The sequence below is a fragment of the Ruegeria sp. BI7 genome, assembly GCF_056537925.1.
Genome location: NZ_JBQFSK010000002.1, coordinates 20,074 through 41,921, shown reverse-complemented (window position 1 = coordinate 41,921; position 21,848 = coordinate 20,074). Strand labels below are relative to the sequence as shown.

At 54.0% G+C, this 21,848-nt stretch carries 17 protein-coding genes; 13 read left to right on the top strand and 4 right to left on the bottom strand.

What is annotated here, in order from left to right; genetic code table 11:
- Positions 1-51 precede the first annotated feature (51 nt).
- Entirely contained in the window at positions 52-1,935 is a 1,884-nt protein-coding gene (locus ACR0JB_RS07865; RefSeq protein WP_480789806.1) for an SLC13 family permease, read from the top strand.
- 196 nt (positions 1,936-2,131) lie between these two features.
- Here the strand turns inward: ACR0JB_RS07865 and ACR0JB_RS07860 are convergent, their stop codons facing one another.
- Complete coding sequence (locus ACR0JB_RS07860; RefSeq protein WP_480789805.1) at positions 2,132-2,680, bottom strand: isochorismatase family protein; 549 nt, start codon at positions 2,678-2,680, stop codon at positions 2,132-2,134.
- Between the two features lie 12 nt (positions 2,681-2,692).
- Positions 2,693-3,553, bottom strand: coding sequence for a HalD/BesD family halogenase (locus ACR0JB_RS07855; RefSeq protein ID WP_480789804.1), 861 nt, complete (start codon positions 3,551-3,553; stop codon positions 2,693-2,695).
- A 129-nt stretch (positions 3,554-3,682) separates the two neighbouring features.
- On the opposite strand from ACR0JB_RS07855, the gene ACR0JB_RS07850 reads away from it, so the two are divergent.
- The 7 genes from ACR0JB_RS07850 (at position 3,683) to ACR0JB_RS07820 (ending at position 12,384) form a co-directional block, all read left to right on the top strand.
- Positions 3,683-4,552 carry a LysR family transcriptional regulator gene (locus ACR0JB_RS07850; protein ID WP_480789803.1) on the top strand — a complete coding sequence of 290 codons (870 nt, stop codon included), beginning with the start codon at positions 3,683-3,685 and terminating at the stop codon, positions 4,550-4,552.
- A gap of 497 nt (positions 4,553-5,049) precedes the next feature.
- Positions 5,050-6,627, top strand: coding sequence for a MocR-like pyridoxine biosynthesis transcription factor PdxR (gene pdxR / locus ACR0JB_RS07845; protein ID WP_170394510.1), 1,578 nt, complete (start codon positions 5,050-5,052; stop codon positions 6,625-6,627).
- A gap of 179 nt (positions 6,628-6,806) precedes the next feature.
- The gene (locus tag ACR0JB_RS07840) at positions 6,807-8,309 is read left to right on the top strand and encodes a CoA-acylating methylmalonate-semialdehyde dehydrogenase (protein WP_480789802.1); all 1,503 of its coding nucleotides are present in this window, start codon (positions 6,807-6,809) and stop codon (positions 8,307-8,309) included.
- A 565-nt stretch (positions 8,310-8,874) separates the two neighbouring features.
- A complete protein-coding gene (locus ACR0JB_RS07835; RefSeq protein ID WP_170351235.1) occupies positions 8,875-9,381 on the top strand; it encodes a TRAP transporter small permease subunit in 507 nt (168 codons plus the stop codon).
- A gap of 76 nt (positions 9,382-9,457) precedes the next feature.
- Positions 9,458-10,507, top strand: a complete 1,050-nt coding sequence (locus tag ACR0JB_RS07830; protein WP_170351236.1) for a TRAP transporter substrate-binding protein — start codon at positions 9,458-9,460, stop codon at positions 10,505-10,507.
- Positions 10,508-10,661: 154 nt separating this feature from the next.
- A complete protein-coding gene (locus ACR0JB_RS07825; protein ID WP_170379673.1) occupies positions 10,662-11,969 on the top strand; it encodes a TRAP transporter large permease in 1,308 nt (435 codons plus the stop codon).
- 10 nt (positions 11,970-11,979) lie between these two features.
- On the top strand, positions 11,980-12,384 hold the full coding sequence (locus ACR0JB_RS07820) for a universal stress protein (RefSeq protein ID WP_170379675.1): 405 nt from the start codon (positions 11,980-11,982) through the stop codon (positions 12,382-12,384).
- Positions 12,385-13,215: 831 nt separating this feature from the next.
- Here the strand turns inward: ACR0JB_RS07820 and ACR0JB_RS07815 are convergent.
- Positions 13,216-13,635 (bottom strand): hypothetical protein, encoded by a 420-nt coding sequence (locus tag ACR0JB_RS07815; RefSeq protein ID WP_170394502.1) that lies wholly within the window; start codon positions 13,633-13,635, stop codon positions 13,216-13,218.
- Between the two features lie 666 nt (positions 13,636-14,301).
- The gene (locus ACR0JB_RS07810) at positions 14,302-15,330 is read right to left on the bottom strand and encodes a LacI family DNA-binding transcriptional regulator (RefSeq protein ID WP_170394499.1); all 1,029 of its coding nucleotides are present in this window, start codon (positions 15,328-15,330) and stop codon (positions 14,302-14,304) included.
- 114 nt (positions 15,331-15,444) lie between these two features.
- Here ACR0JB_RS07810 and ACR0JB_RS07805 point away from each other — a divergent pair, with 114 nt between their 5' ends.
- From ACR0JB_RS07805 to ACR0JB_RS07785, 5 genes are read left to right on the top strand one after another with little or no spacing between them, the layout of a single operon-like run.
- Positions 15,445-16,956, top strand: a complete 1,512-nt coding sequence (locus ACR0JB_RS07805) for a tripartite tricarboxylate transporter permease (RefSeq protein WP_170394496.1) — start codon at positions 15,445-15,447, stop codon at positions 16,954-16,956.
- On the top strand, positions 16,953-17,408 hold the full coding sequence (locus tag ACR0JB_RS07800; RefSeq protein ID WP_170351242.1) for a tripartite tricarboxylate transporter TctB family protein: 456 nt from the start codon (positions 16,953-16,955) through the stop codon (positions 17,406-17,408). Before ACR0JB_RS07805 ends, ACR0JB_RS07800 begins: the two co-directional genes overlap by 4 nt.
- Before the next feature lie 44 nt (positions 17,409-17,452).
- A complete protein-coding gene (locus ACR0JB_RS07795; protein ID WP_170351243.1) occupies positions 17,453-18,412 on the top strand; it encodes a Bug family tripartite tricarboxylate transporter substrate binding protein in 960 nt (319 codons plus the stop codon).
- 58 nt (positions 18,413-18,470) lie between these two features.
- Positions 18,471-19,892 carry an acylating sulfoacetaldehyde dehydrogenase gene (gene sauS / locus ACR0JB_RS07790; RefSeq protein ID WP_170351244.1) on the top strand — a complete coding sequence of 474 codons (1,422 nt, stop codon included), beginning with the start codon at positions 18,471-18,473 and terminating at the stop codon, positions 19,890-19,892.
- Positions 19,889-21,400, top strand: a complete 1,512-nt coding sequence (locus ACR0JB_RS07785; RefSeq protein WP_170394494.1) for an AMP-binding protein — start codon at positions 19,889-19,891, stop codon at positions 21,398-21,400. Before sauS ends, ACR0JB_RS07785 begins: the two co-directional genes overlap by 4 nt.
- Positions 21,401-21,848 lie beyond the last annotated feature (448 nt).

Here is a 21,848-nt window from a genome sequence, read left to right as displayed (position 1 = left end):
TAGTTTAGTTGTTCAATTTAAAGCAAAATTGACAATGTCTCGGTGAATATAGTGGAACACGTAACCTTCACGTTCGAGATGGGAGTGGTGTGCGCTTTGTTGGCCTTCACCGTTTTCCTTTTCGTATCGGAAATTGTCAGAATAGACCTTTCTGCGATACTGGTTTTGGTTCTGGTCGGCCTTCTTAGCTACGCTCCGGGGCTTGAGAACCTTGCCAATGTTTCGCAACTGTTCGACGGATTTGCGTCCAATGCGGTGATATCCATCATCGCGGTTATGATCGTGGGGGCGGGTCTGGATAAAACCGGCATCATGAACAAAGTTGCGGCGGTCATATTGAAATATGGCGGCACCGCCGAGAACCGGGTGCTGCCAATTGTTTCGGGCACGGTCGGCGTTATTTCATCCTTTATGCAGAACGTCGGTGCGGCCGCATTGTTCTTGCCCGTGGTCAGCCGAATTTCCTCTAGGTCCGGAATTCCGCTGTCCCGCTTGCTGATGCCCATGGGGTTTTGCGCAATTTTGGGCGGCACGATGACAATGGTGGGCTCATCACCGCTGATTTTGCTTAACGATCTCGTCATCACTGCAAACAAGGGTCTGCCCGCTGATCAGCAGATTGAACCATTTGGTCTTTTTTCGGTTACACCAATCGGAGCGGTCCTGATCTTAACTGGGATCGCGTATTTTCTGCTGCTTGGGCGGTGGGTATTACCGGGCGATACCGGATCTGACAGTACCGGCACAGGGCAGGGTACGCAGGAATATTTGCAACGGGTGTACGGGCTGCAGGCAGATGTTTTCGAGGTGATCGTGCCCGAGGATAGCCCATTGGTGGGGCGCATTCTGGCTGATATCAACCACGAAGAACACCTATACATAATCTCTACGTTTTATCGCGGCAAAACGTCGATGGTTCAGGTCCTGACCGCCGAGATTGCAGCACCTTGCAGATTGGCCATCATCGGAAACCGCTGGGATGTAGAACAATTTGCACTGAAATTTGGTCTAACGGTTCTGCCGGATTTGGATATCTTCGTTGAAGAATTTGCGCCGACCAATGCCGGCATAGCCGAAGTCGTTGTGACGCCCGATAGCAAACTGATCGGAAAATGCCCGCGCGAACTATTGTTTCGCAAGACCTATGGCATGTCGTTGCTTGCAATTCACCGCGGTGAAGAAACGCTTAGCCATGTTGAAACCGACACGCACGATTCCACTCAGATCGGGCTCGAGGATTTTCACGCAGGGGACATGCTTGTTGCACATACCCGGTGGGACAACCTGATGCGCATTAAGCGGGATCCTGATTTTGTCGTCGTGACAACGGATTTCCCACAGGATGAATTGAGGCCGCAGAAGGTTGGTTGGGCCTTGGCCTTTTTCGCAATTTCCCTATCGCTGATTTTGTTCACCGACGTTCGTTTGTCGTTGTGCCTGCTGACCGGAGCCGCGGGAATGATGCTCACACGTGTACTGAGTGTGGATGAGGCCTATCGCGCAGTCGGATGGAACACCGTATTCCTGCTGGCCTGTCTCATACCGCTTGGGCAGGCGGTGCAAAACACCGGAACGGCGGCATGGATTGCCCAGCAAATCATGATCATTCTAAACGGCTGGCCGATATGGGCGCTGCAGGCTGGTGTCGCGATATTGGCCACAGCCTTTTCGTTGGTCATGTCGAATGTCGGGGCCACTGTCTTGCTTGTGCCGCTTGCCATTTCGATTGCGGTGGCGGCAGGAGGCAACCCAGCTGTCTTTGCACTGACCGTAGCAATCTCGACCTCGAACAGCTTTATTATTCCAACCCATCAGGTCAACGCGCTGATTATGGGCCCTGCAGGTTACAAGGTTATGGATTTTGTGCGCTCGGGTGGGGTTATGACAATTCTGTTCCTGGTTGTTTCCTTGTTGATGCTTAACATCATCTACTGAACTGCCCGGGCGCAGCCCGATCAGAGGTGCTTTTTTCTGAAAAAGGCGCTTGGTGACTAGGTAACTTGTCGGCGGACGTTTCGGTTCAGTCTGCTATTTCTTTCACGACGGAAAAACGAAAAAAGTGTTGAGAAATCATGCTTTTGAATTCTGACTTATCATTAATCAACGCAGCGCTTCTTTTTGATCGCCAGTGTTATAGGGCCAGAATGTCGTTTGTGGGTTTCACATCCGCGATTTCACCGTCAAGCGTTGCCATGCTAACCGAATGAACTTGAGCGGCATTGTGGGATTTTCCGTCCGGGCCGGTAAGCCCATAAGTCCAAACAGCATCGGCCGCATAGATTGGCTGAAAGCCAAGATCAGCTGCACTGCGCGTGGTCGATTCTACACAATGATTGGCGGTCGCACCGCACAGGATAACACGCTCGACGCCAGCGTCCTGCAGAATTGCCAGCAATGCAGTTCCCACAAAACCGCTGCTGCCGGTCTTGACGACGATAGGCTCATTGGTGGCCGGGGCCGCGAACGGTTGAACTGCACACCCTGGGGCGTCAGAGTGAAACGGGTCCTCGGGATCCGTACCATGGTGGTGAATATGAACGACCGTGCTGCCGTCGCCGCGAAACTTGTCCAGCAGCTGGGTAATATTGCTTTCTGCCTCAGGACATGACCGTTCCGTGCCCAAAGCATCCTCGTGCGCCAGGGCCATTTGAACATCAATCACCAAAAGTGCGGTTTTCATTCTTTTCCGTCCTTAGCCCGTGGTTTCAGCCTTGCGGCTGGCCAGTATGTTTTCCACCCGCTTGCCGTATATGCGAATGTTGATCTCATCCCCGATTTCGCGGTCGGGCTGTTCGTCATAAGTCATCGTGGCCGTAATACGGGGGCGGTCACCTTCAACCTTGGTCACGCCATGTAACGAGTACCCGCCACGGAACAACGTCAGCGTTCCCGCCCCGCGCGCGAAGGTCTGGGCATGAGACAAGTCCCCATCCAACAAGCGGTCCACCGCCTCTCGGTCTTCATCCGAGTCTGTCCGGGAATTTGGAATAAAGGTGAACTCGCCACCTTTTTCGGCAGCCTGCAATAACAGCGTGACAGTGCATTCGGTCGTATCATAGTGCCAGGCATGTCCGCTTCCGGGTTGCAGGGCGACGACGTTGAGCGCCTGAAACTCATCCGCGCATCGATACAGTTGGTCTTTCATCTGCACCCGCCGCACAAACTCGGTCAAAATTTCTGACTGGTACAGCTGCTTGAGGCCGGACTCTGCCGGTATTTGATCATCTGCAAGCTGCACGGCGCTATGGATGAATTCTTTTCGGCGTGGATCATCGTCAGGCAGCGAAGGGTCAATCGCCCCCTGATAGATGTTTCGCTTCACGTGCAAAATCTCCGCCGTCGGAAGCAGGGCGTTTGCCTCTGAATTCACCTGTTTCAAAGCCTTAGAATGCAGAAAGCCATCCAGATTGCACCAGCCGTTGGTGTCGATTCTGAGCTGACATTGGGCTAATAATTCTGCACCCGGGCCATTGTCCAGATCGGCAATCGGGTACCGGTCGAGGTCGACAAAATCCAGAGCGACATCCCGTTTGGATTGGCTGGTGTCAGTCATGATGATCTCCTTCAGGAAAACTCAACCGGTCAGTGCGTGGTCGCACATCCCGATACTATGCAGAGCAGTCTTGATCAGATAAAACGAAACAAAACGGGCCCATGAACAAAAAATTTTTATGGAAAGCTGATGCGCCACAATCTGAACCTCAACTGGTTGCGGAGTTTCGAAGCCGCAGCGCGATTGCTGAGCTTCACATCTGCGAGTCAAGAAATCGGCCTGACACAGACTGCCGTAAGCCAGCATATCAAAGCCCTTGAGGCGCAGCTGGGCGATAAGCTATTCGTGCGCCGCCCCAAAAGTCTGCAATTGACCGATGTGGGCAAAGCTTACTTACTGCCTGTCCGCGAAGCACTGGGCACGATTGAGATGTCGACGACCGGCCTATTTGGTCCCCGCGGGGCAGCAACGATCACAATACGAGCCTCGATGGCCTTCATCATGTGGTTGTCTCCAAGGTTGGATGGCTTTCTGCGCGACCATCCCGACACCAGCGTCAAACTTTTAACCTCGATCTGGAAGGATTCCTCGGAACAACACCCGGTCGACGTTGATATCGTCTTAGCGTCTAAAGACTATGCAGGCCCTAATTTGGAGCCGCTTTCGGACGAGGCGATTGTCCCGATTGTCAGTGCCGTGTCCCATGAAATGATAAAAGGGCCCAAGGACTTACTGCAGCACCCCTCAATTCATATCTTGGGTTTTGACGATCATTGGGCGCGCTACCTTTCCGCCTTTTCGCTGGAATCAACGCAACCTGGCGCGCGGCTGGTGACCGACACCTCAACCGCCGCGATCGAAATGGTTGGTGCTGGTTTAGGGTGTGCCGTGGTCATTGAACGTTTTGTGGCACGGGCGATGACGGCCGGACAGAACATTCGTATCGCTGGCGAAGCGGTAGCATTGGAGCAATCTCATTACCTCATTAGAACAGATCACCGCGCTGCTGTTCGCCCACAAATCGAAGCGTTCAATTCTTGGCTTCGGCAGCAGTTCTGAGTTCAGCACCCTGATGTTGCCAGATGAGGTGAACTAAGCCACAGCTGACGAATAAAGAGGCCCCGCACCGTTTTTCTTAAGAAACATGGGGAAAACCCCCATGTTAACCCGCGAATCTTCACGTGAACGAATCTTGCGTAGTCAGTGATAGGGTGAGACCATCGCAGTACAGTCCGAGCAAACATGCGATAAAAGGGGTGTTTATGGAACCAGGCAATCTCAGGCTATTGCCAGTTTACAACGGGAATACACTGGCCGACCTGTCTCTGGCTTGTTCAAGCCCTTCTTTATCGACGGCGATTTGCGGTTTGTGGGGCAATTCAGACTTTAAGCTGGGCAATCACATCATTGATCAGCCTGAACAGAGTTCGATTGACCTTTCACAATGCTTTGGCAAGGCGCTACCCTTTGTCGGATGTCGGTTTTGAGAATGGAAAGCCCAGAGGCTTTCTATATTCCGGGATACGTACACAATTCGCGTAGCCCCCAAAACTCGGATGCAGGATCACAATAATCATGCGTCTTGTGTTTTATCAAATGGCCAGTTCACGATGAGCAAAAATCTCTCTTGCAAAAATCAACCAGAGGCATCCGATGCACAGCGTTCGGCGTCAAATCTGGTCAATGTGATGAACATCGACCGCGATGACGCATTAGGTATACGCGATCAGATACGCGCAGAGTTGGCTTATTTGATTTCAAGCGGCGTACTGCAAAATGGAGCGAAATTGCCCTCCTGCAGAGCACTTGCGCGCGATCTCAAGGTGTCTGTGAACTCGGTTTTGGGTGCATATTCCAGGCTTGTTGACGAAGGTACAATCATTTCGAAGCCAAAATCTGGCTACTATGTCTCTCTCAATCTGAACCGGATGCAGGCCAAGGCAGATCAAGAGATCAACGCGAATTTCCCGAACATCGTCGAAAGAATAACCAGAAGGCGTTTGCCATCCAAAGCAGGCTGTATCACGCGGCCTGCGGATTGGCCGGACTATCAGTTCCCGTTCGTGTGCAACCAGGCGGCCTCGAACAGGTTTCCTTTGGCTGAATGGCGTGAATGTTCCCGACTGGCGTTAAACATGCGCGACCTCAGCAATTGGACAGGTGACAACCAGTATCGTGATTCCGACACCTTTGTTGAACAAATCTGTAGCCGGTTGTTGCCGCATAGAGGTATCGTCGCCAAGCCTGAAAACGTGCTGATTACCATGGGTGCGCAGCAGGCCATCTATATCGTGGCGGCTTTGCTGCGTGGCTTTGGCCGCGTCGTTGCAATTGAGGATCCAGGATATGCCGACGCGCGCAACATATTCGAGCAGACCTTTGATGAGGTCCGGTTCATCCCCGTCGACAGTGAGGGTCTTGTTGTCGATGAAAGACTAGCCGGATGCGATCTGGTCTATGTGACGCCAAACCGTCAGATGCCAACAGTTCTGTCTATGTCGCAGACCCGAAAACGTCAGCTGCTGGACATGGCAAAGAAGGAAGATTTCCTGATTATCGAAGACGATTACGAAGGTGACATGGACTTTGATGAGAACAGTCTTCTTCCTTTGTATAGTGGGCATTCTCAGGGACGGGTGATCTATACTGGCAGCCTTTCAAAAAGCTTGGCTCCGGGTCTGCGGCTGGGCTATCTGGTCGCCCAGGAATCTCTGGTGCAAGAAGCGCGCGCCCTACGCGGAATGATGATCCGCCATCCACCGCACGTCATTCAACACACCGCATCTCTGTTCCTGCGTTTTGGTCATCATGAGACGCACCGGGCAAAGATGCACCAGATTTTCAACGAACGCTGGCACGTCGCATCGCAGGTCATCCAAGAGCTGTTTCCCGATTTCGAGCTGCAATACGAATATGGCAGCACGAACTTTTTCTTCCGCAGCACCCAAGGGCACAGCGCCTATCAAATCGCGGAAGCTGCACGTCAAAGGGGCGTGATTATCGAGCCGTCAAGCGTTTGTTTTTCTGATGAAAGGAAGGGCGAGATAACCTTCAGGCTTGGCATTTCCGCCGTTCCGGCAGGCAATATCGAACAGGGTCTTCGCACCTTGCGCAGCGCCATTGATGCGCTCTAGCTGTGCCCACACTTAAACTCATCTGTGTCTATCCAACGGGCCAGCAAACCTACCTTTATTGATGGGCAAGGCCAATCGGGCTGGTCTGATCGAGTCACTTGCCCACGCGAAAGCAAGTTATTTTATTATTGATTCACCGCGCCCATAGGTCCGTCAGGTCGAATGTAGCGAGGTGAGAGATGAATATTCTGGGGCACTTTGTATCCAACGAATTTTGGCCAGGTGCGAGCAACAGGATTTCTGAAATTGTAAACCCGGCCACCGGGGCGGTGACTGGAAAGGCAACGCTGGCCTCTGTCGAAGACGTAGACACCATCGTTAGAACAGCGGCTGAGGCGGCGCCGGGCTGGGCTGCAACACCGCCTGCTAAACGCGCGATGGTTATGTTTGAGTTTCGCGATCATCTCAAAAAACATACCAATGAACTGGCTGAACTGCTGTCGTCAGAACATGGAAAAACTCTGCCGGACGCAAAAGGCGAGATTGCGCGCGGTATCGAGGTTGTCGAATTCGCGTGTGGGATTCCTCAGCTTCTTAAAGGCGAGTATTCAGAGGCCGTTGCAGCAAACGTAGATTGTTTTTCTGTCAGACAGCCTTTGGGCGTTGTTGCAGGTGTAACACCCTTCAATTTTCCCGCCATGGTCCCGCTTTGGATGTATCCTGTGGCCATTGCCTGTGGAAATACGTTCGTGCTGAAGCCTTCCGAAAAAGACCCCTCGGTCGTGATGCGCATCGCGGAATTACTGGCGCAGGCCGGGTTGCCACCGGGCGTTTTCAACGTCGTGAGTGGGGACAAAGTGGCCGTGGATGCGCTTTTGGATCATCCATTGGTTGAAGCGGTCAGCTTTGTCGGCTCAACGGCAATTGGGCGTTACATATACTCGCGTGGCTCTGCGAACGGGAAACGCGTGCAGGCGTTGTGCGGCGCAAAAAATCATCTGGTCGTTATGCCGGATGCGGATTTGGAACAAGTTTCGGACGCGCTCATTGGGTCGGCCTATGGCTCTGCGGGTGAGCGATGTATGGCCATTTCCATTGCCGTAACCGTTGGTGAAGACACAGCAGACCGGCTGATCGACGTACTGGCACCCAGGGTGCGGGCTTTGAAAGTTGCGCCATTTACCGACCCGTCCTCAGAACTTGGTCCCGTGATCAGCAAGCAAAGCTACGACCGCATCTATTCCTATATTGAACAGGGCCTTGAAAAGGGTGCCGAGCTTGTTGTCGACGGGCGCGAAATCTCGTTACAGGGGTACGAAGACGGCTATTTCATCGGCGGGTGCCTGTTTGATCGAGTGACGCCTGATATGTCCATCTACAAGGATGAAATCTTTGGACCGGTCCTTTCCGTGGTGCGAGCTGCCAGTTACGAAGACGCAGTTGGTCTGATAAACGATCATGAATATGGAAACGGCACGGCGATTTTCACCCGCGACGGTGACGCTGCGCGTGATTTCTGGGCGCGCGTGCGCATAGGTATGGTCGGAGTAAACGTGCCAATCCCGGTTCCGGTCGCTTATCACTCTTTCGGAGGGTGGAAGCGGTCCTTGTTCGGCGACCATCACATCCACGGCATGGAGGGGGTGCGATTCAATACCCGACTCAAAACCATGACAACCAGATGGCCATCCGGAATTCGCACGGGGGCTGAATTCGATATTACCGGCGGAAAAGTTGTCTGAGCCAAGGCTGAGATTGAGCGGCCATTCTTAAAATTCTCGCATTGAGACATTGAAGCGCCACGTCATATTCCGGCGAGGTTCTATTATTTGAAGTTGATCCCAAAGGCCTCGCGAAAACACTAACACGTGCCTACGCAAAATCTGTGTAGCATCCTAGTGCTTTTCTGAATCTCATCTTTGGAATGCATCATGACGACGAAGAACCACGGTCTGGTCGCTCCATTGAAGCGATGTGCGTTGGACGGGCGCTAACTGTTCCCATCGTCATTGAAATTATCCGCTTAATTTCAAGTCGATATCGACTAATATTGTTATTTTACAATGTGATAAGCATTGGATTGATCTGTGCCCATATTTTCATCGATCTGTGCCTTTCGCTTATTAGCCTGCATAATCTTAACTTGACCCGAGGAGGACGATGCAAGCCTTCTGCGAAATGAGGGGTTGCGCCTGCTCGCGTATGGAACGCATCATATTCCTCTAGGGAAGACAGAGCTGGGTCTGCAAAGTTATTGCAACGCCTTGTTCAAAATAGGCATTTTCACGGGGAGGACAAAGCGTGCTGATGCGAGGACTTGAAGCTCTTACAGGGGCCATATCCGAATTCGCAGGTTGGATCGGATGGTTTCTGATTTTGTACTGCATGGCGTTTGGTGTTTCCGACGTTTTCATGCGTTACCTGCTCAACAACCCATCGCAATGGATCGGCACCACCTTGCAGGCCGCAATGGTGCTTTTGGCATGTGTGGGTGGTATCTATTCGCTGCAGCATGATAGCTTTGTGAAGCTTGATCTTTTCTACGCGAATGCGACAACGCGAAAGAAGGCGATCCTAGATGTGTTGACCGCGCCCATCGCGATCCTCTTTCTGGTTACACTGATCTGGAAAGGATACGAAGCGGGTTCGCTTTCACTGATGCTCAACCAGTGGACGCCGACATCGGTGCCGATTCCGATCTACCCAATCAAATTTGCAATCCCACTCGCCGGGTTCTTTGTTCTGCTGATCGTCATCAAGAAGCTTCTTGTGGATTTGCAAACAATCTTCGGCGGCGAACCTGATGAGGCGTAAGCCGAAACCCGGCGACGTCCTAATCTGAACAAGATCAAAACGAAAAAAATCATCTCTACAAACAAGGAGGATACAAATGAAACTTGAAAAATCCATAAAGACAGCCTTTTGGGCCGGTGCTCTTGCCACCAGCGCAAGCGTTGCTTTCGCTGCCGACGGCCCGCCGGATGAGGTAACAGAATGGGTTTTCCAGCCGGCATTTGACCAAACTGACGCTGGTTGGGACAACGGCCTGATCCCTTGGGTTGAAGCCGTTGAGGAAGCAACACAAGGTACCGTTAAAATCCGTGTCGAGCCTGCTGGCGCACTGGTAAGCGGCGCCGAGGCCTTCTCTGCAGCCGCAGCCGGTCAAACAGACGGCTATGCCGGCTGGGGATCCGTCTATGGTGGTGATATGCCGGAAGGCATGCTGGCTTTCGGTATGGCAATGGGCGCCAACAACACCGAAGAAGCATGGGAAGTGATGTGGGGAAATCCTGATTATCGCGTCGGCGATATCGTTCAGGAAGCTGCACACGCGCGTAACCTGCACTGGGCTGGTTGGACCAACCAGGGTCCAAACGCGATGTTCACCAAATTCCGGGTTGAAAAAATGGAAGACCTGGAAGGCCACAAAATGCGCGCAGGTGGTCCTCAGGCGATCTTCCACTCGACAATGGGCGGTGCACCCGTTTCCATGAACGGTGGCGAAATCTATACTGCCATCAAGCTGGGAACGATCGAAGGCACCTACTGGGATACCGGTGGGATCGACGACATGTCCTTCCAGGAAGTGATCGACTACGCGATCATGCCGGGTTGGAACCCCGCACAGCACCAGGAAATCTTCATCAACCTGCAAAGCTGGAATGCCCTGACGGACTGGCAGCGTGAGCAAATCGACGGTATTTTCGAAGAAACCTACTTTGAAACCAGCCGTATGCACGCGGAAGGCGTTGAAGAAGCGCTGCAAATCCTGCGCGATGCCGGTGGCGAAGTGATCATGCTGAGCGACGAAGAAGTGGCAAGAATGCGTGAAAAGTCCATCGCAGAAGTTTGGCCCCAAGTTGCTGCAGCATCTAAAGGAAACGCCAAAGGCGTCGAAATCTACAAAAAGTTCCTCGAAGATAAAGCTGCAGGGAACTAATCCACCGAAAATTCGTCATACGTGACGCACAAAATGACCGCTGGCTTGTTAAACGAGCCAGCGGTGCCCCGGAAAATGCCGCCAACAATACGGCATTTGGAACCGCGCATTAGCCGACGTTCCTAGGCTGCCACGTGCTAAGGAAAGACAAAAAATGAGCCTTGAACTTATCACAGCGCTGTACTTCATAGTGCTATTCGCCATTCTTTTCATGGGTTTGCCGGTCTCATTTGGCCTTGGCGGTACAGCCGTACTGTTCGCGATGATCATAGAACCGCGAGCGCTCTTGTCGGTGCCAAGTGCCTTTTATTCGACTCCGTGGAGTTCGATTCTGGTGACCGTGCCGCTCTTCCTGTTCATGGGATCCTTGATACGATTTTCCGGAATAGCCGAGGCCGCCTATGACGCTGTCTATAAGCTGATTGGACATGTTCATGGCGGACTGGCGATGGGAACGGTTCAGGTCTGTACCGTTTTCGCAGCTATCACTGGCATCACGCCACCTGCGACGACAACCATGGGGCAGATCGCATACCCCTCGATGATGCGATACAATTATGACCGTAGGATCGCCATCGGATGTATCGCGGCAGGTGGCGCTCTGGGCGCGCTGATCCCGCCGAGCGTTCCGTTCATCTTCTATGGTCTTTTGGCAAAAGTATCCATCGGTGACCTGTTCATGGCCGGTCTGATGCCGGGTCTGATGCTTGCCATGTTCTATACCATCTACATCGGTGTCCGTTGCCGCATTCAACCGGAACTTGGGCCCGCTCTGCCGGCAGATCAGAAATTCACGGTGAGTGAAAAACTCAGCGCCGTGCTCAGCATCTGGCCCTTTGCCCTTTTGATCGTGATCGTTTTGGGCGTTATCTGGGGCGGCATCGCAACGCCTGCCGAGGCTGCTGCGTTTGGTGCTGCGGGCGCATTCGTCATCAACTTCATCTATGGCAAACTGACCAAGGAAGTTCTGGTTGAATCGCTGGTGTCGACAGTAAAGCTCAGCGGTATGGGCCTGTGGATCCTGATTGGCGCAACTGTCTATCTCAACGTGTTCAATACCTTGGGCAGCCAGGACCTTCTGACCAATCTGGTTCTATCCATGCCAGGCGGAAGCACAGGCATCCTGTTGATGATGATGCTGATCATCTTGATCCTGGGTATGGTCATGGATGACTGGGCCATCATTCTGCTTTGTACCCCACTGTTCATCCCGATCATTGATGAACTGGGGATCGACAAACTGTGGTTCGGCGCTTTGTTCATCGTAAACATTCAGATCGCCTATCTGACCCCTCCATTCGGCTTCGTTCTGTTCTGGATCAAGGGCGTTTTGCCCAAGGACGTGAGTATGGGCGATGTTTACAACTCGGTTGGACCCTTTGTTGTGCTTCAATTCGTTGGCCTCACGTTGATTTTCATCTTCCCGGAAATCGCCACCTGGCTGCCCAACGCGCTGAAATAGAGGATATCAGATGTTCAAACATATACTTGTCCCCGTAGCTCCCGGACATGAGAAAGAGTATACGGCATCCATAGAAGCAGCGAAAAAACTGTTGGCGGACGGTGGTCGGATTTCGGTCTTGTCCATTATGGAAGAGCTGCCATCCTACATGGCGTCATATTTTCCGAAGGATCAGCTTAAGAAAGCAATTGATGAGCTTGCGGATACTTTGACGGCAGAGCTGGGATCGGACGTGATCGATGTTCATGTTGTGTCAGGACATTCGACCAATGCAATCCTCAGTTGGCAGGAAAAGCACAAGGCAGATTGTGTCGTCGTGTCCTCACACCGACCCGGTCTTTCTGACCTGCTACTGGGATCTACGGCCGCCAGGGTTGTACGGCATTCCAATTGCAGCGTCGTGGTCCTAAGGTAAGGTCAAGCAAAACCATTTGGTTGCAAAAAGATGGGGTTTCCGGTTCCTCTTGGGGAGGGGCCGGAAACTTTTTTCATTCAAAGTACTGTATTGAAAAATGTAAAACTCTCAGGCGCTTGGTTTCATATTATTGAAAGCCAACAATTCTTGTCGGATCGCTTAATTACTGAGACTGCGCATGCAACAGATTCAGTTACTTAGGTTTTCGAGTCTTTGAGACTCGGAAACGGGCCAAAATTTCCAAAACTTAAGAACGCGATTTTCGGTTGACAGGTAGGGAATGCTTGGAAAGAGACCAAGAGAGCTTCCTTTGTGGCGCTCACGGCACGGAGATTTCTGCGGATCTACGTTTTCGTGTATTCTGCGCAGCGAATAGACCGATCATTGATCCAAGCTGAAGACTGGAGTTTCAGGAGCGCACAGATAGTGCCTATGCAAGCCATGCTGAAAGGCGGGCACTGATCCCTCGGTTTTCAATCAACCAAAGCAGCCTCATCTGACTGGTTTAAGTTGATTGTTAGTACATGATTGAACTTGGCTCTATCGGTATGATTGCTTCTGGCACGGGTGGGCTAAGTTATCATAGAAAGAAGCCCAATGACCTAGCCCAAAGGAAATGAAGTGTGGCGAGCAGGGTAACTCCAATCGCGAAGTAAGCTAGCAGCAGGCGAACTGCCTGCGCTGACGAAATTCGACCGATTGACATTGTCAGAAGCAAAGGCGGAACCAGGTATGGAAACGGCACGAGAATCCATGTTGGAACTTGCGCCGTTAAGACCCACTCAACTGGCCAGCCAGTGGTTTCTGCCAATTGTCCTGCCAGTGGCGTCATTACACCTGGCGCAGTCGGAACCGTTGTACACACCGCCACCAGTGATCCGATGGCGGCCAGAGAGGCAAATATTGCCGTATTGCTGGAAAGGTTTGCTTCATGAACATGGTCACCAGATACACTCCGGCCCAGGCATTTATTCCGGAGTGAAAAACCACGGCTCCGAAGCCAATGACCCCGGACACAAAGAAGATTGGCGCAATGTTTACTTTCTGAGGAAGATCACTGAAGGGGATGACACCGACTACAGGTAATGCACAGATCAAAGCGGCCCTAAGTGCGACCCACGCAGGTGCGATTCCATGCCAGCTGTCTGTAACCCAAAGTAAAATGGTAACTCCGAGTATGCCGGATATGGCGACTGGGCCGAACGCGACATCCGCCATCTGGGGCATCAATTTGCCGAAATCGTTTGCCATCCAAGCCTGGCCGCCTCGCTCAGTCGCAACCTGTGCCTGAAAAAATTGGCCGAACGGGCTGTCCAGATCATCGGCTCAGAGGCGGACTGGGATCAGATGGCGGGGAATGCTGGCATAGAGTTGCGGGACCACACTGCCATGAAGGTGGATTCTTCACTGATTGCCTTGCAGATCGTTTCCCGCGGCCAAGGCGCGGCGACTATCTCGGAGGATTTTTTGCGCAACTACATCAAATAGGGACTGCTGGTCTCTCCACTCGATGATCGGCTGCCTACGCCCGCAGTGTTTTTTGGTCGTTCAGGTCACCTCGGAAAAACGAAACGAGGTGAACTAGTTCTGCAGGTGGCTTCAAGACTACTATAAAGCAGCGCAAAGTTGAGGAGTGAGGCTAACAGTTGGAGCGTAACCCCGCCGCATGGCGTCCAAGAGGTGCAACTACTCGGCTAATGAATTGCTACAGTCTGTGTGAATCATAACTTTTCTACTGCGCGGAAGCGAACTATCCGGCGCTCATGCAGCAGTTTTCACACCGCAAGCACTTAAAGCGAGAAAATTGCCAATCTGCTATCAGTTCATCGCAACCAGCAGGGGCGTTCACACCTTCACACCCGTAAACGCTCAATACGAGAATTTTCCGGGGTCAAAAAATATTGCCTTGTATAGCCGCTAAATCGTCACTGGACCCGTTGTTCCTCTGACGATGCACTCCAATTCGCAGCAGACTCTGAATGGCTCCGGATCGTCTGAGGTAATGTAGTCGGTGAACTTTTCCCCCGCCAGCGTTCCGATGGTTTCTGCCGGAATACGAATGGTCGTTAGACCCGGCTCGACGTCTGACGACCCTTTGAAATCGCCGATGCCGATAATCGACAGGTCTTCGGGCACGGTCAGGCCCAGTCTCTGCGCGGCAAACAAGGCACCCTGTGCAATAACATCGTTTCCGCACAACAATGCCGTAGGGCGCGGATGTTCCGTCAAAAGGTAAGTGGCAGCCTGCTTTGCCTGCGAGACACTGTAGGGCGCTTCGGAAACTCGCTTGTCCGGAAGGCAAATATCCCTTTCCGCGAGCGTATCATGCACGGCTGTGAACCGGTGCTGCGCTCGATCATTGCCATTGGTTTTGGGAAAAATCAGTCCGATGTCCCGATGCCCCAAGGCCAGAAGATGCTCGGTCGCAAGTCGCCCGGCCAGAAGATTGTCTGCCCCGACACAGGGCAAGTCTGAATCTTCGGAGTAGTTCCATATCGCCAGCCCCGGAATTTTCTGCTGTTCGATCAGGCGGGCGGTTGCCTCGGCGTGTTCCAAACCGACAAGCGCGACGCCATCCACGCGATGCTCGAGCAGTTTGCGGACCATGGCGTATTCCCGGTCAAGATCGTATCCGTGCGACGCCAGCAACAGGCTGAACCCGGCCTTGTCGATCGAATCCGAGAATGCCTGAATAACCTCGGCGAAAATGGCATGGTTGATCGTGGGCACCACAAGGCCGATGGTACCGGACCGTTTGCCATGCATCGTCTGCGCGGCCCGATTGCGGATATACCCCAGTCTCTGAACCGCTCGATTGATCTTTTTGCGAGTCGCTGGGTTCACCAGATCCGGGTGATTAAAGGTGCGCGACACTGTGGATGGTGACACTTTTGCGGCCTTTGCGACCGCCACAATATCCACCTTACCCTTCTGAAAACTTGACATAATATTCTCCCGTTTGGTCGAATTTATGAAAACATTTGCAATACTATTTTCATCGCCTAACCTGATTTGTCAACAAAAGTAAGAAACATGAACCGACGGGTTGGGAGGCCCTGAATGGAATTCATTTATTACTTCGGAGACGTGTTTACCCCGTTGTCATTCATGCTGTTGCTCGGCGGCACGATCGGTGGTCTCATCCTGGGTGCGACGCCCGGGCTTTCACCGACCATGGCTGTCGCGCTGTTGATCCCGTTTACCTTCCAGCTTGAGGCGGCGCAGGGTCTGATCTTGCTGGGAGCCGCCTATACATCGACCGTGGCCGGAGGGGCAGTCAGCGCAATTCTCCTCAAGATCCCCGGCGCGCCTGCCAATATCGCCACAACACTGGACGGGCATACGATGGCCAAACAAGGCCAAGGTGCGCGCGCTTTGCAGCTTTCGTTTTTGGCTTCGGCGGTGGGGGGAATATTCGGGGTTCTGCTTTTGATCTTCCTAACCCCCGTTTTGGCCAAATGGGCTCTGGCGTTCGGTCCTTCGCATTTATTTTGGTTGGCCATTCTGGGCGTGACGGTGATCGGCACTCTGGACTCCGCGTCGGTGGTAAAGGGGCTACTGTCAGGCTGCATCGGCTTGTGGCTGGCCACTATCGGCTTTGATGACATCATGGGGGCGCAGCGTTTCATCTTTCACCCCGCTTTGGGTGGTGGAATCAACATCATTGCCGCGCTGATCGGCCTGTTCGCAATCCCACAGGTGCTGACGATGTTCGCCAAGGGTCGCCATAGCGCAGGGGCCGAGGTCATTGAAGTGCAGCGCCATTCGATCGTCGCGGCATTCCGAGAGTTGTTCAGCCGCACCCGCGCGCTGGGTATCGGCACGATGACAGGCTCGATCATCGGCCTGATCCCGGGTGTCGGCGGACAAATCGCGGGTCTTGTCGCCTACGATCAGACCAAAAAGTTCTCGGCTGAAAAAGACAAGTTCGGCACGGGTCATTCCGAAGGCGTGATCGCTGCGGAATCCGCCAACAATGCCATGGTCGGCCCATCTCTGGTACCTTTGCTGACGCTGTCCATTCCCGGCAGCCCCACCGCCGCTGTTCTGTTGGGCGGCTTGCTGATTCACGGTATTTTCCCCGGCTCAGACCTGTTCGACAATCACCCCGATGTCGCCTGGACCTTCATCAACTCGATGCTGATCGGGCAGATACTGATGTGCATCTTTGGCCTTTATGTCGCAGGGCTAGCAGCCCGCGTGGCGCAGGTGCCGCAATCGGTCATGGCCGCCATCGTTCTGGCGCTGTCGGTCTTTGGGGCCTATTCGGTGCAGGGATCGATGGGCGACGTCTATGTCATGGCCTGTCTTGGCATCGGCATGTTCTTTCTGGAACGTTTCGGATTCTCTGCCGCACCCCTGGTGCTGGGGCTGATCCTTGGACCCATCGCCGAGGCCAACTTCATTCAGGGCGGAATGATCGCCGACGCCACCGTTGGCAAGGCTTCGTATTTCCTGACCGGCGGTTTGAACCTGTTGCTGATTGTCATTGTGCTGGCCTCGATCGCCTATTCGGTCTGGATGGAGCTGCGCAGCCGTCGCTACACCACCAAAGAGGAGGCGCAGGCATGAACCGCTCGCAGCACATATTCGGGTCGGGTCTGGTTTTTGCAGTTGGTCTCTGGGTGACGTGGGTCAGCTATACCCAGCAACCGGCCGAAGCCTTTCTGTTCCCGCGCCTTATCGCGTCTGTTTTCGTGGTTCTGGCCGGCTGGACATTTGGCAAAGCCCTGATGGGCTTGTCCAAGGTCGGAAACGGCGTGACGCGCGCCATGTTCATCAACATGCTGCCCGGCCTGATCATCACGCTGATCTACGTGTTCTGGGCGGCAAAAACGCTTGGGTTCTATACCGCTACGACCATTGCCTTTTTTGTCCTGCTGTCGATCTACGATCCCGCGCCTCATGCCGAAGCAAAAAGCTGGATCAAACGCGGGGTCATCACAGTGGTGTTTGTGACGGTGATGTACGGGCTCTTCGCCATGCTTCTGAACGTCTACACCCCAAGGGAAATTCTGTTCTGACCGCACCAATTTGCGGGTGAACCAAATCAGGGAGGAAACGCAAAATGAAACGATTGATCGCAGGGGCCGCACTGGTTCTGGCTGGCCTGACAGGCCAGGCAATGGCCGAGGAATACCCGGAACGACCACTGATGATGATGGTCAGCTATGGGGCCGGAGGTGCAACCGACTTTCAGGCGCGGATCGTCACCATGACGGCCGGGAACGAGGATGCGCTGGGAATGCCCATTGCCATCATCAACAAACCCGGCGCAGGTGGTCGCGTTGGCTGGAACTGGTTTGCCACGCAGGCCGACCCGGACGGTTATACTTTGGCCGCCTACAACGTTCCCCACTTCATCGCCCAATCGATCAAGGGCGGCGTCGAATACTCGACCGACAGCTTTGAGCCCATCGCCAATTGGGGGGCCGATCCTGCTGTGTTCGTGGTTGGTGCGGACAGTGAATTTAATTCAATGCAGGATGTTGTCGCCTTTGCGAAGGAAAACCCCGGCAAACTGACCGTTTCGGGTGCAGGATTGTTTGTAGGCCACCACATTGCTGCACTGCAACTCGACAAGGCCGCCGGGACCAAAATGGCCTATATCCCGACCAAAGGTGGCGGGGCCGCAGCAATGAAAGCGGTGATCGCGGGCGAAGTCATGGGCGGCATCAACAACCTGTCTGACGCGTTCCGCGCCCAAGAGGCGGGTAACGTCAAAATCCTGGGCGTCGCCGATCTGGAACGCAACGCCTTCCTGCCGGATGTTCCGACGATGATGGAACAGGGGCTCGAGGTCGACAATTCGTCGGTCAACTTCCGGGGTGTGATGGTGCCCAAAGGAACTCCGCCGGAGGTGATCGAGAAACTGGCCGCCACCGTGCCCGAGATGTTCGCCAATTCCCGCGTCGCCAAAAAGATGGAGGCAGGCGGTTCGCCAATGCACATCATGACACGGGACGAAGTGATCGAAATGTGGGCTCAACGCCAACAGACACTGAACGAATTGCTGGCCGGCCTCTGATCCGGCGATCATAGCGGGGCGGAACGGGTCCGCCCCGAACAACCATTCGAGGACCAAGATGAACGCTCAGGACGGGATTTCCCCCGAAATTGCTGAAATAGATCGTATTGTCGCACGCGCGCGAAAAGCTCAGGCGGCTTTTGAAGCCGGTGCTAGCCAGTCGCTTTACGACAAAGCGGCACTGGCGGCGGGCTGGGCCATCATGGAACCGACGCGCAATCGGGCGCTTGCCGAGGTAGCCGTCGAAACCACCGGACTGGGCAATGTGCCCGACAAGATCACAAAGAACCACCGCAAGACACTTGGCCTGTTGCGGGATATCGCGAGCGTTAAAACCCAGGGCATTATCAGCGACGATCCGGCCACCGGAATTACCGAGATTGCCCGGCCGATCGGGGTCATTGGCGCGGTCGTCCCTTCGACCAACCCTGCCGCCACGCCCGCGAACAACATCATCAATGCGCTCAAGGGTGGCAATTCCATCGTGGTGGCACCGTCGCCCAAGGGCGTGGCCTCTTGTGAGCTGCTGGTGGGTTACATCCACGCTGAGTTTGACAAACTGGGGCTGGATTGTGATCTGGTCCAGATGATCGCAGCGCCCGGGTCAAAGGCGAAAACCCAGCGGTTGATGGAGACCGTTGATCGGGTGATCTGCACTGGCAGTCAAAACAACGTCCAGCGCGCGCAGTCCTGCGGCACGCCTGCGGTGGCGGTTGGCGCTGGCAACGTAACTGTGATTGTCGACGAAACCGCCGACCTGCAAGATGCCGCAGCCAAGATCGCGGCGTCTAAATGTTTCGACAATGCAACGTCCTGCTCTTCCGAGAATGCTTTGGTCGTGGTGGATGCGGTTTATGACGCATTCGTCGCCGCGATGGCGACCGAAGGCGGCGTTCTGGTACCGTCTTCGGAAACAGACGGTATCATCGCGCGGCTCTGGCCTGACGGTCACCTCAACCGGTCCGTTATCGCGCAGGACGCCGACAAGATGCTAGACGCCTTGGGGATGGCAGGCAAAGTCCCTGAAGGAACCAAGTTTCTTGCGGTTGAGACCGACGGTATCGGCGCGGATCATCCTTTGTCGGGCGAAAAACTCAGCCGGGTTCTGGCACTCTATCACGCGGCGGATTTCGACGACGCTAGGGAAATTGCAACCCGAATTCTGGCGCATCAAGGGGCGGGGCATTCGGTTGGCATTCATACGAATGACGATGCGCGTGCCATCGGTATGGGGCGTGATCTGCCCACCTGCCGGGTGATCGTTAATCAAGCACATACCTTTGCCACTGGCGGCAGCTTTACCAACGGGATGCCTTTTTCGCTGTCGATGGGCTGCGGCAGCTGGGGCGAGAACTCAATCGACACCAATCTGCACTGGCGTCACTTCGTCCAGACCACGAAAATTGTGCGTGAAACGCCGCCGCGCGAACCCGGGCTTGATGAGATTTTCGGCGCCTACTGGTCGGAGGTCGGACAATGACCAACCCACCCGAAGGCACCATCCGTGATTGGCTGGACTACCGTGCGATCCAAGGTGGGACCGGCTTCGTCTTCCCGGACGGCGCGGCGGACCTGACTTGGAGCGAGTTGCGCGAAACCGCGCGTCGTGTTGCCGTCATGTTGACCGATCTGGGCGTGGAAAAAGGCGAAAGTGTCGCCATCCTCTACCCAAATTGTCGCGAAGCGTTGGAGGTTTTGTTCGGCGTTCTCTATGGCGGATTTCGGGCAACGATGATCAACCTCGTCGCCGGAGACAGCGCCGTTACCTATGCTCTGGAGCACAGCGATGCACGTTATGGGTTCGTGCATTCCGACCAAACGGACCTGTTTGCGCGAACAGCCGATCCGGCAGCGATTACAGCGCTGCATGTATCAAACGCCAAAGACACCGGCAGCAACCTGCATGGCATCTCATCAAGTAGTCATGCGCTGTTGATGTACACTTCGGGGACGACCGGGCGTCCCAAGGGGGTGGTTCACACTCACGCCAGCTTGTTGGCGGGCGGTTGGACAACTGCGGTCGCGCACCAATTGACTGACGCTGACCGCGGGTTTTGCGTCTTACCGATCTACCACATAAACGGGCTGTGCGTGACGGTGATGGGAACATTGGTATCGGGCGGTTCGCTGGCCATGTGCGAAAAGTTTTCGACCAGCAGATTCTGGGACAATCTTGGCAAGGTCGGCGCAACTTGGTTCTCGGTGGTACCAACCATCATTTCTCATCTGCTGCACTCGGACACCAGTCCGGATGCCAATACCCGACAGCGCGTACGCTTCGGACGATCCGCATCTTCAGCATTGGCGCCGGACGTTCAGCGCAGTTTTGAAAACCGCTTCGAAATTCCGATCATAGAAACGATGGGCCTGACTGAGACGGCGGCGCAGATTCTGTCGAACCCGCTGCCTCCGGGTGTTCGTAAGATCGGGTCGCCCGGGGTTGCCTTTGGAAACGAAGCGGCAATCCTGGACGCCAGTCTTCAACCTGTGCCGCGCGGAACCGAAGGCGAATTGGTCATTCGTGGTCCCAATGTGATGCTGGAATACCTCAAGGACTCCCGCGCGACGTCGGGAACGTTTACGGTTGATGGCTGGTTGCGCACCGGCGACCTCGCGCGCATGGACAAGGACGGATATGTTTTTGTAACAGGACGCTTGAAAGAGTTGATCATCAAAGGCGGTGAGAACATTGCGCCGCGTGAGATCGATGAAGCGCTTTATTCCCACCCAGACGTTGTCGAAGCGGCAGCTTTCGCACGCCCCTGCGCCAGCTATGGTGAAACCGTAGAAGCCGCTGTTGCAATTCGCGAGGGGTCTCAAGTGACCTCTATGGATCTATCGAAAATTTGCGAAGCGCAGGTCGGCCGGTTCAAATCGCCCGATCGCGTTCATTTTCTGCTGGAACTGCCAAAAGGGCCATCTGGGAAAATCCAACGAAACCGCATACTTGAGATCGTTAACGAGAGCGCTGGTGACCCAACTACCTGAACATCCGCGACATCGTTAATTAGATTACCCAGTGTTCGCGTTGGCGAAGCCGCGCTGCGGCACCAACAGAGTTGTCACTTGACCACATTGAACCTCAGTCCCAGCTTGTAATCAGTGACTTCGTTTCGATTGGCTGATACCGAAGATGGCAACTCATTTTATTTTTCGCGTAAGAATGTGTGAATTGTTTCTGTGGCTTCGAAAGGGGACCTGATCCAGAAACTTCTCAAGGGCATCGAAACCGGTGATGCGGCAGCTGCGGCTGTCGCAAACGAGGTACGCAATATGACCCGAGGCTGCGGCCGACAAGTCGCTGTCGAAACATTCAAAAAGCGCAAAATTCTTAAGGTGTTGAATTCAATGGGAGGCGAGTCTCAATAATTCGGTTCCATTATTTACGTACTCCGACAATTCTTGTCGGACCACCTGATTGGTGAGACAATGGTCG